We start from the raw sequence: 9,388 nt of genomic DNA, 5'->3' as shown, positions 1-9,388 counted from the left end.
ACGCCCGATAGCGCCGCACCCGCGATACACACGCCGCGCCAGCCGTCGAGGCCGTACGCGACGCTCGCCGCGAACGAGCCGAGCGCGCCGCCGATGAAGTAGCTCGTCAGGTAGATCGTCGTCACGCGGCTGCGCGCCTGGCCGGCGAGCGCATAGATCACGCTCTGGTTCGAGATGTGCATGCCCTGCACGCCGACGTCGAGCAGCAGGATGCCGGCGATCAGCGCCGCGAGCGAATGCGCGCCGGTCGCGAACAGCGCGAACGAGCAGAGCACGGCCGCCGCGAACAGGCCGGTGGCCGCATTGCCGTGGCCGCGATCGACGAGCCGGCCGGCCGACGTCGCCGCGAGCGCGCCCACCGCGCCGACGATGCCGAACAGGCCGATCTGTCCTTCGGAGTAGCTGTACGGCGGCTGGCTCAGCAGGAACGTGAGGCCGGTCCACAACAGGCTGAAGCACGCGAACACGAGCGCGCCGTAGGTCGAGCGCAGCGCGATCAGCGGCTGCGCGCGCACCAGCGCGACGAGCGACGTCATCAGCGCCGGATAGTCGACGCGCGCGTCGCGGCGATCCTTCGGCAGCTTCACGGCGAGCACGACGGTCAGCGCGAGCACCATCGCCGCGGCGATGCCGTACACCGCGCGCCAGCCGAACCCGTCGGCGATCGCGCCGGCCGCGACACGCGCGAGCAGGATGCCGAGCAGGAGGCCGCTCATCACGGTGCCGACCGCGCGGCCGCGCGAGCGCGCGTCGGCGAGCGACGCCGCGAACGGCACGAGCAGCTGCGTCGAACAGGTGACGAAGCCGACCGCGACGTTCGCGACGACGAACATCGTGAAGTTCGTGCTGAACGTCACGGCGACCAGCGCGACGACGTTGAGCATCAGCAGCCGCACGATCAGCGTATGGCGGTTGACCGCATCGCCGAGCGGGACGATCAGCAGCAGGCTGGCCGCATAGCCGAGCTGCGTCAGCGTGACGAGATAACCGAGTTCGGTCGGCGCCCGCCCGAAGCTGTGCGCGATCGCGGCGAGCAGCGGCTGCGCGTAGTAGATGTTGCCGATGACGATGCCGCATGCGCACGCGAACAGCAGCGTCATGCCGCGGGTGAGGGGAGGGTGGTTGTCGTGATGCGGTTCCATGGTCGCGAAAAACGGCGGCGCCGACCGGCGGCACGGGGCCGTCGGCTGCGCGGGGTGACGGAAATCGGGGCCGGCGTCGACGGATCGGCGGTGAGCCGATGCGCGCCGGGCGGATCGCGGCCGGACCCGGATCGGGCGGGCGGCGGATCGTCGTGCGGCGGGCGAAGGCAGGGCAGGCCCGGGCGTGCCGCTCCGGTGCGCCGGCAATGGCGTCGCACGGAAGCGGATGTGCGTATGATGCGGGCATCGACTCATAGCGTCCAAGACTGGATCGTTATGGTCTCCATTGGCAAAACCAATACGTTGGCCGCGATGCTTCTCCGCCACATCCGCTATTTCCTTGCCGTCGCCGAGCAGCGCAGCTTCACGCGCGCGGCCGACGCGCTGCACGTGTCGCAGCCGACGCTGTCGCAGCAGATCCGTCAGCTCGAGGACACGCTCGGTGTGCAGTTGTTCGACCGCTCGGGCCGCACGGTGCAGCTCACCGAATTCGGCGAGGTCTATGCACGCCACGCGCGCGCCGCCCTGCACGCGCTCGATATCGGGCAGCGCGCGCTGCACGACGTCGCCGAGCTTGGCAGCGGCTCGTTGCGGCTCGCGATGATGCCGACTTTCGCGGCCTACCTGAGCGGCTCGCTGATCGACGCATTCCATGCCGACCATCCGAACGTCGCGCTGACGATCGACGCGATGCCGCAGGAGCGCATCGAGGCGTTGCTCGCCGACGACCGGCTCGACGCCGGCTTCGCGTTCATGCCGCCGCGTGCGCCGGACATCGAAGCGCTGCCGCTGTGGGACGAGCCGCTCGCGCTGGTGACGGGCCGCACGCACCGTCTCGCGCGCCGGCGCCGTGCGCTCACGCCGGCCGAGCTCGGCGGCGAGCCGCTGGTGCTGCTGAGCCGCGCGTTCGCGACGCGCGAGCGCATCGACCGGTATTTCGTCGAGCACGGCGCGCGGCCGTTGGTCGCGATCGAGACGAATACGGTCACTTCGGTGCTGGAACTCGTGCGGCGCGGCCGGCTCGCGACGGTGCTGCCCGACGCGGTCGCGCGCGAGAGCGGCGACCTGTGCGCGCTGGAGATCGATCCGCCGTTGCCGACGCGCACGGCCGCGCTGCTCACGCGCAAGGGCGCGTACCGCAGTGTCGCGGCGCGCGCATTCATCGAGCGTGTGCTCGCGTATCGCGATCCGTCGGAACGGTGACCGGACCGGCCGGGCGGCGGCGCGGGAGGATTACGCGCCGGGCGTCGGGAAGAAGACGCCCGCGCGCTGCGCCGCGTTCGCGATGTGCGTTTCGATCGCGGTGCCGGCGGCGGCCGCATCGCGCGCGATCAGCGCGTCGACGATCGCGCGGTGCTCGTGCCACGTCGACAGCAGCAGCTCGCGCCGGTAGAACGGCATGCGCTGGCTTTCCTTCATGATGTCCGCGCTGCTGCGCAGGATCGATTCGATCGCCGCGTTGCCGGCCAGATGGATGATCCGCATGTGGAAGTCGAAGTCGAGCCGCGATGCCTCGTCGAGCGCGCTTTCGGTCAGCGCGACGTGCAGGTCGGCGAGATTGTCCTCGAACCACGCGATGTCTTCGTCGCTGACGACGTGCGCGGCCATCCGCGCGGCGAAGCCTTCGAGCGCATAGCGCATCTGGTACGTATCGGGCGGCGACGACTGCTCGGCGAATTGCCACGGATGCGCGGCCGACGCCTGCGCGCTTTCGACGTACACGCCCTTGCCCGCGCGGATGCGCAGCATCCCGAGCGCCTCGAGCGTCGACAGCGCCTCGCGCAGCGACGCGCGGCTGATCTCCAGCTCCTCGGAGAGCTGGCGCTGGGCCGGCAGCAGGCTGCCGACCGGATAGACGCCTGCCTCGATCCGGTCGCGGATCGTCGCGATGGCGGCGTCGGTCACGGTATGCGGAACATTTTTCATGATGTGAGCGATGGCCGGTCTGACCGGCATTGTAATCCGCACGCGGGCGGTGCATGACCACCCTACGGGAAAGCCACGATCCGCCCCTTTGCGGGGCGCGCAAACGGCGCGCAGGGGCGGGAAATCCCTATTTTGTCCGTCCTTGACGCCACTATATCGGCTTCCTACTATCCACCATAACATCACTGGTCTTACCAGTATGAACAGACGAAACTGCAACCGTTGGATCGGGAGAGCGCCGTGTCGAAATTCCTCAATTCGCTGTTTGGCCGGGTAGTCGTCGCATTGATACTGGGGGTCGCGCTCGGCGCGTTCTTCCCGCACGTCGCCGAGTCGCTACGACCGCTCGGCGACGGTTTCCTGAAGCTCATCAAGATGGTGATCGGCCCGATCGTGTTCTGCGTCGTGGTCAGCGGGATGGCCAATGCGGGCGATCTGAAGAAGGTCGGCCGGGTCGGCCTGAAGGCCGTCGTCTACTTCGAGGTGATGACGACGCTCGCGCTCGGCATCGGGCTCGTGCTCGCGTGGGTCACGCGCCCGGGCGTCGGGATGAACATCGACCTGCGCTCGCTCGACGCGGCGTCGCTGTCGACGTACGCGAAGAACGCCGAAAGCCTGAAGGACACGGCCGGCTACCTGATGAAGATCATTCCCGAGACCGCGATCGACGCGTTCGCGAAGGGCGACATCCTGCAGATCCTCGTGTTCGCGGTGCTGTTCGGCTCCGCGCTGTCGCTGCTCGGCGACAAGGCGCAGCGCGTGAACAGCCTGATCGAGGAGCTGTCGCACGTGTTCTTCAAGATCATCGGCTTCATCATCAAGCTCGCGCCGCTCGGCGTGCTCGGCGCGATCGCGTTCACGACCGGCAAGTACGGCGTCGCGTCGCTCAAGCAGCTCGGCTACCTGGTCGCGGTGTTCTACCTGAGCTGCTTCGTGTTCGTCACGGTCGTGCTCGGCGCGGTGATGCGGCTCGCGGGCTTCTCGGTGTTCAAGCTGATCCGCTACCTGCGCGAGGAACTGTCGATCGTGCTCGGCACGGCGTCGTCGGACGCGGTGCTGCCGCAGGTGATGAGCAAGCTCGAATACATGGGGATCAAGGATTCGACGGTCGGCCTCGTGATCCCGACCGGCTATTCGTTCAACCTCGACGGCTTCTCGATCTACCTGACGCTCGCCGTGCTGTTCATCGCGCAGGCCACCAACACGCCGCTGTCCACGCACGACCTGATCGTCGTGCTGCTCGTGTCGCTCGTCACGTCGAAGGGCGCGCACGGGATTCCCGGCTCGGCGATCGTGATTCTCGCGGCGACGCTGTCGGCGATCCCCGCGATTCCTGTGCTCGGCCTCGTGCTGATCCTGCCGGTCGACTGGTTCGTCGGCATCGCCCGCGCGCTGACCAACCTGATCGGCAACTGCGTCGCGACGGTGGTGGTCGCGGTGTGGGAGAACGACATCGACCGTGCCCGCGCGAAACGCGTGCTGAACCGCGAGTTGCGCTACGTGGCCGACGCGCCGGGCGGCGCCGCCCCGGTCGCGGGCGATCAGGCCCACGCGCTCTGAACCCGACACGCGCGCGGCGCGGCTTCCCCGGCCGCCTCGCGCGATCGAATTTCCTGCGCCTGGCGCGATGACGCGCCGGCCTTTTCAAAATAATGGAGACGATATGGCAGCCCCCATCCTCGATCCGAACGCGCCGGCTTTCACGCGGCGCTACATGAACCTCGCCGATCCGCGCCTGGGCGCGCAGGCGCTCTTCGCGAGCGACGAATTCTTCGCGCCGAAGGAGCGCATGCTCAATCCCGAGCCGGCCGTGTTCATTCCCGGCAAGTACGACGACCACGGCAAGTGGATGGACGGCTGGGAAACGCGCCGCAAGCGTACGACCGGCCACGACTTCTGCATGGTGCGTCTGGCGCGGCCGGGCGTGATTGTCGGCGTCGATCTCGATACGAGCCACTTCACCGGCAACTTCCCGCCGGCCGCGTCGATCGAGGCCTGCGCGGTGGACGGCGACACGCCGCCGGACGACGCGGAATGGCGCACGATCGTTCCCGCGACGACGCTGCAGGGCAATTCGCATCACTACGTGAGCGTCGACGACGCGCGGCCGGTCACGCACCTGCGCGTGAACCTGTACCCGGACGGCGGGCTCGCGCGGCTGCGCGTGTACGGCCAGCCGCAGCGCGACTGGCGCCACGTGCCGGCCGGCGAGCTCGTCGATCTCGCGGCGATCGAGAACGGCGGTTATCTGGTGGCCGCGAACAACCAGCACTTCGGCCCGGCGTCGCAGATGCTGATGCCGGGGCGCGGCGTGAACATGGGCGACGGCTGGGAAACGCGGCGGCGCCGCGAGCCCGGCAACGACTGGGCGATCGTCGCGCTCGCGCGGCCGGGCATCATCCGGCGCGTCGAGGTCGACACGGCGTTCTTCAAGGGTAATTTCCCCGACCGCTGCTCGCTGCAGGCCGCGCACGTCACGGGCGGCACCGACGATTCGCTCGTCACGCAGGCGATGTTCTGGGCCGAACTGCTCGGCGAGCAGAAGCTGCAGATGGACCACGTCCACACGTTCGACGCGCTCGCGGCGCTCGGCCCCGTCACGCACGTGCGCTTCAACATCTTCCCGGACGGCGGCGTGTCGCGCCTGCGTCTGTGGGGCGAGCCGGCTTGAAGGAGGGCAGCGGCATGAGCGGAACTCCGATCCTGCGCGTCGAGCGCCTGACCCGCGAAGCGTTCGCGCCGTTCGGCGACGTGATCGCGCTCGAAGGCGCGCGGCATTTCCCGATCAACGGCGGCACGACCGAGCGCTTTCACGATCTCGCGACGATCGACGTCTGCGCGGACGGCGGCCGGCCGCTCGTCAGCGTGTTTCGCGCGCAGCCGCGCGCGTTGCCGGTCGCGGTCACGCTGATGGAGCGTCATCCGCACGGCAGCCAGGCGTTCATTCCGCTGGCCGCCGTGTCGCGCTACGCGATCGTCGTCGCGCCGGCCGGCGAATTCCGGCCCGACGCGATGCGCGCGTTCCTGGCCGAGGGCTGGCAGGGCGTCAATTATGCGAAGGGCGTCTGGCACCATCCGCTGCTCGCGCTCGACGCGGTCAGCGATTTCGTGATCGTCGATCGCGGCGGCCCGCAGCCGAACTGCGACGAGATCCCGCTGGAACGCGCGTGGGCGCTCGATTTCGAGCCGGCCTGCGCGGGCGCCGAAGGGCTTTCGTAAGCATGCCGGGCGCGCGGCAGGCGCGCCGAAAAAGCAGACGGCCCGGGCGGCGAGATGCCGGCCGGGCCGTGCCGCGTGTACGGGTGGCGCGCTTCAGTGCTTGCGGTGCGGGCAGTTCTCGGTCGTGCACGAACCGTACATCGCGAGCGAATGCTCCTGGAGCCGGAAGCCGCGCTCCTTCGCGATCGCCTGCTGGCGGCTCTCGATCTCGGCGTCGAAGAATTCCTCGACGCGGCCGCAATCGAGGCACACGAGGTGGTCGTGGTGCGAACCTTCGTTCAGCTCGAACACCGCCTTGCCGGATTCGAAGTTGCTGCGCGACAGCAGGCCGGCCTGCTCGAACTGCGTCAGCACGCGGTAGACGGTGGCGAGCCCGATGTCGAGCTGCTCGTTGAGCAGGTTGCGGTAGACGTCTTCGGCCGTCAGGTGGCGCACGGGGCTCTGCTGGAAGATCTCGAGAATCTTGAGGCGCGGTAGGGTGGCCTTTAGCCCGATATTCTTGAGATCCGTCGGATTGGTCATGGCTAGGCATCCCTAGAGTACAATGCAGGGCTTCAATGTTACCGGCTTTTCGCCGTTCCAGATATACGCGCGGCCTGCACGCGGGCCAGCACGGTGAAGGAAATGATCCCAGAATCGCTTTCGCACTTTCAGAGGAGTCGCATGCGGAGTGCCATCATCGCTGCCGCCGCCGTTGTCGCGCTGGCGGGTTGTTCGTCGTACGACAGCGTGACGCAGCGCATTGCGCAGAGCATCACGCCGTATCGGATCACCGTCGTGCAGGGCAACTTCGTGTCGCAGGAGAAAGCCGCACAGTTGCAGGCCGGCATGACGCGCGAGCAGGTCCGCGCGCTGCTCGGCACGCCGCTGCTGGCGGACATGTTCCACGCGGATCGCTGGGATTACCTCTTCTACTTCAAGCGCGGCTCGACGTCGATCGTCCAGCAGCGTGACCTCGTGGTCAACTTCTCCGGCGATCGCGTCGCGAGCTGGACCGGCGCCGACAACCTGCCGTCCGAACTCGACCTGCTGGCCGACATCGACGGCGATCGCGGCGGCAAGAAGGCGAAGGCCGCTGCCGCGGCGAAGAAGGCTTCCGAAGCCGCTGCGGCCGCGAGCGCCGCAAGCGCCGCGCAGGCTGCCGCTGCCGCGAGCCCGGCCACGGTGCCGGCGTCCGGCGCGGTGGTCGACCAGGATGCGAACGCCCAGGCGGCGCGCGCGGCGAACCGCGCGACCAACCAGGTGTCGGGGCAGGGTTCGGGTTCGCGCCGGTTCACGCCGGCCGCGCAGGCCTCGGGCGGCGCGCCGGTGCCGGGCGGGCAGCCGCCGGGCGCCGCGCCGGCGATCCAGCCGCAGTTCCAGTTCCATCGTCCGCCGCAGCCGAACGTGTCGAACGAAGCGTCGCCGCCGGTCGGCCCGCAAGGCTCGGACAACCTGCAGAACCAGCCGCTCACCGCACCGGCGCAGTAAGCGGCCGGCGTGCGGAAACGGGGCGGCATGCGCCGCCCGCCTTTAGACTTGTCGTGTAGAAAGCCATGAAGATTGCGATTGCCGGCGCATCGGGCCGAATGGGCCGGATGCTGATCGAAGCCGTTCTCAACGATGCCGACGCGCAGCTCGTCGGCGCGCTCGACCGCGCCGGTTCGCCGTTCCTCGGGCAGGACGCCGGCGCGTTCCTCGGCAAGGACACCGGGATCAAGCTGACCGACGACCTCGACGCCGTGTTCGCGCAAGCCGAGTACCTGATCGATTTCACGCGTCCGGAAGGCACGATGGCCCATATCGAGGCCGCGCTGCGCCACGACGTGAAGCTCGTGATCGGCACGACCGGCTTCACCGCCGAGCAGAAGGCCGACCTGCAGGCCGCGGCGGCCAGGATCGGCATCGTGTTCGCGGCGAACATGAGCGTCGGCGTGAACGTCACGCTGAAGCTGCTCGAATTCGCGGCGCAGCATTTCTCGCACGGCTACGACATCGAGATCATCGAAGCGCATCACCGCCACAAGGTCGATGCGCCGTCGGGCACCGCGCTGATGATGGGCGAAGCCGTCGCCGGCGCGCTCGGCCGCTCGCTCGACGACTGCGCGGTGTACGGCCGCCACGGCGTGACGGGCGAGCGCGACCCGTCGTCGATCGGCTTTGCCGCGGTGCGCGGCGGCGACATCGTCGGCGACCACACCGTGCTGTTCGCCGGGATCGGCGAGCGCATCGAGATCACGCACAAGTCGTCGAGCCGCGTGTCGTACGCGCAGGGCGCGTTGCGGGCGGTCCGCTTCCTGTCGGCGCGCGGCGCCGGCCTGTTCGACATGCAGGACGTGCTCGGCCTGCGCTGACCCCGCGAGGAAACTCCGATGGCGATTCCCACCGGCGTTGTCCACTACCTCGAAAGCGGCGATGCGATCACGCACGCCGTCTCCTATGTGCTGCTGGCGATGTCCGTCGCCAGTTGGTGCTTCCTCTTCATGAAAGCCTGGCTGCTGGTCCGCGCGAAGCGGCAGGGGCCGCGCGCGCTCGCCGCGTTCTGGCGCGCGCCGTCGCTCGACGCGGGCATCGCCGCGCTGGCCGGCGCCGATCGCGAGCGCGTGTTCGTGCCGCTCGCCGAAGCCGCGCGCGATGCGGCCGACGATCACGACCCCACCGCGCTGGCCGCGCGCGTCGAGCGTAGCGAACGCGTGCTGCGCGCGTTGCGTCACGCGATGCTGCGCTCGCAGCGGCGCCTCGAATTCGGCCAGGTGCTGCTTGCGTCGATCGGCAGCACCGCGCCGTTCGTCGGGCTGCTCGGCACCGTATGGGGCATCTATCACGCACTCGGCAGCATCGCCGCGAGCGGGCAGGCGCAGATCGAGAACGTCGCGGGGCCGGTCGGCGAGGCGCTGATCATGACCGCGTTCGGGCTGGTCGTCGCGATTCCCGCGGTGCTCGCGTACAACATCCTCGGCCGGCTCGTCCGGCAGCTCGCCGAGGAACTCGACGGCTTCGCACGCGATCTGCACGTCTTCGTGTGCGCGCAGGGCGCCTGACGCGCCGGCTCCGGAGGAACGATCATGGCATTCGGCGGGCTCGAGCACCACAAGACGTCCGCGCCGATGGCGGAGATCAAC

Annotated in this window: 10 protein-coding genes; 7 read left to right on the top strand and 3 right to left on the bottom strand. The window is 69.0% G+C overall.

Going from position 1 to position 9,388, the window contains the following annotated elements; all coding sequences use genetic code 11:
• Nucleotides 1-1,142 (bottom strand): MFS transporter (locus JMF90_RS11425; protein ID WP_201325113.1); only part of this gene is annotated, 1,142 nt, incomplete at its 3' end.
• Nucleotides 1,143-1,454: 312 nt separating this feature from the next.
• Between JMF90_RS11425 and cynR the strand changes: the two genes are divergently transcribed.
• Nucleotides 1,455-2,345 carry a transcriptional regulator CynR gene (gene cynR, locus JMF90_RS11420; RefSeq protein ID WP_011544562.1) on the top strand — a complete coding sequence of 297 codons (891 nt, stop codon included), beginning with the start codon at nucleotides 1,455-1,457 and terminating at the stop codon, nucleotides 2,343-2,345.
• Between the two features lie 30 nt (nucleotides 2,346-2,375).
• Here cynR and JMF90_RS11415 read toward each other — a convergent pair whose 3' ends face one another.
• Nucleotides 2,376-3,098: a FadR/GntR family transcriptional regulator gene (locus JMF90_RS11415; protein ID WP_027812438.1), complete on the bottom strand. Its 723-nt coding sequence runs from the start codon at nucleotides 3,096-3,098 to the stop codon at nucleotides 2,376-2,378.
• A 210-nt stretch (nucleotides 3,099-3,308) separates the two neighbouring features.
• On the opposite strand from JMF90_RS11415, the gene JMF90_RS11410 reads away from it, so the two are divergent.
• The 3 genes from JMF90_RS11410 to JMF90_RS11400 all read left to right on the top strand — a co-directional run bounded on the left by JMF90_RS11410 (nucleotide 3,309) and on the right by JMF90_RS11400 (nucleotide 6,287).
• Nucleotides 3,309-4,628, top strand: coding sequence for a C4-dicarboxylate transporter DctA (locus tag JMF90_RS11410; protein WP_077179149.1), 1,320 nt, complete (start codon nucleotides 3,309-3,311; stop codon nucleotides 4,626-4,628).
• Between the two features lie 103 nt (nucleotides 4,629-4,731).
• The gene (gene alc, locus JMF90_RS11405; protein ID WP_125380850.1) at nucleotides 4,732-5,739 is read left to right on the top strand and encodes an allantoicase; all 1,008 of its coding nucleotides are present in this window, start codon (nucleotides 4,732-4,734) and stop codon (nucleotides 5,737-5,739) included.
• A gap of 14 nt (nucleotides 5,740-5,753) precedes the next feature.
• A complete protein-coding gene (locus JMF90_RS11400) occupies nucleotides 5,754-6,287 on the top strand; it encodes an ureidoglycolate lyase (RefSeq protein ID WP_011544566.1) in 534 nt (177 codons plus the stop codon).
• Between the two features lie 93 nt (nucleotides 6,288-6,380).
• On the opposite strand, the gene fur is transcribed toward JMF90_RS11400, so the two are convergent.
• Nucleotides 6,381-6,809 (bottom strand): ferric iron uptake transcriptional regulator, encoded by a 429-nt coding sequence (gene fur, locus JMF90_RS11395; protein WP_006400349.1) that lies wholly within the window; start codon nucleotides 6,807-6,809, stop codon nucleotides 6,381-6,383.
• 141 nt (nucleotides 6,810-6,950) lie between these two features.
• On the opposite strand from fur, the gene JMF90_RS11390 reads away from it, so the two are divergent.
• The 3 genes from JMF90_RS11390 (at nucleotide 6,951) to JMF90_RS11380 (ending at nucleotide 9,307) form a co-directional block, all read left to right on the top strand.
• Nucleotides 6,951-7,757: an outer membrane protein assembly factor BamE gene (locus JMF90_RS11390; protein WP_011544567.1), complete on the top strand. Its 807-nt coding sequence runs from the start codon at nucleotides 6,951-6,953 to the stop codon at nucleotides 7,755-7,757.
• Nucleotides 7,758-7,822: 65 nt separating this feature from the next.
• Nucleotides 7,823-8,620 (top strand): 4-hydroxy-tetrahydrodipicolinate reductase, encoded by a 798-nt coding sequence (gene dapB, locus JMF90_RS11385; RefSeq protein WP_053524343.1) that lies wholly within the window; start codon nucleotides 7,823-7,825, stop codon nucleotides 8,618-8,620.
• An 18-nt stretch (nucleotides 8,621-8,638) separates the two neighbouring features.
• Nucleotides 8,639-9,307: a MotA/TolQ/ExbB proton channel family protein gene (locus JMF90_RS11380; protein WP_023478171.1), complete on the top strand. Its 669-nt coding sequence runs from the start codon at nucleotides 8,639-8,641 to the stop codon at nucleotides 9,305-9,307.
• The last annotated feature ends 81 nt before the right edge of the window (nucleotides 9,308-9,388 follow it).

This window comes from Burkholderia sp. E168m23 (assembly GCF_016586125.1).
Classification (GTDB): Bacteria; Pseudomonadota; Gammaproteobacteria; order Burkholderiales; family Burkholderiaceae; genus Burkholderia; species Burkholderia orbicola.
This window is presented reverse-complemented; position numbering and strand designations above follow the sequence as displayed.

What these genes read in the sequence shown, in the direction of transcription:
- JMF90_RS11390 (WP_011544567.1), top strand. Translation starts at nt 6,951, where the DNA reads ATGCGGAGTGCCATCATCGCTGCCGCCGCCGTTGTCGCGCTGGCGGGT.
- dapB (WP_053524343.1), top strand. Translation starts at nt 7,823, where the DNA reads ATGAAGATTGCGATTGCCGGCGCATCGGGCCGAATGGGCCGGATGCTG.
- cynR (WP_011544562.1), top strand. Translation starts at nt 1,455, where the DNA reads ATGCTTCTCCGCCACATCCGCTATTTCCTTGCCGTCGCCGAGCAGCGC.
- JMF90_RS11415 (WP_027812438.1), bottom strand. Translation starts at nt 3,098, where the DNA reads ATGCCGGTCAGACCGGCCATCGCTCACATCATGAAAAATGTTCCGCAT.
- fur (WP_006400349.1), bottom strand. Translation starts at nt 6,809, where the DNA reads ATGACCAATCCGACGGATCTCAAGAATATCGGGCTAAAGGCCACCCTA.
- JMF90_RS11380 (WP_023478171.1), top strand. Translation starts at nt 8,639, where the DNA reads ATGGCGATTCCCACCGGCGTTGTCCACTACCTCGAAAGCGGCGATGCG.
- alc (WP_125380850.1), top strand. Translation starts at nt 4,732, where the DNA reads ATGGCAGCCCCCATCCTCGATCCGAACGCGCCGGCTTTCACGCGGCGC.
- JMF90_RS11400 (WP_011544566.1), top strand. Translation starts at nt 5,754, where the DNA reads ATGAGCGGAACTCCGATCCTGCGCGTCGAGCGCCTGACCCGCGAAGCG.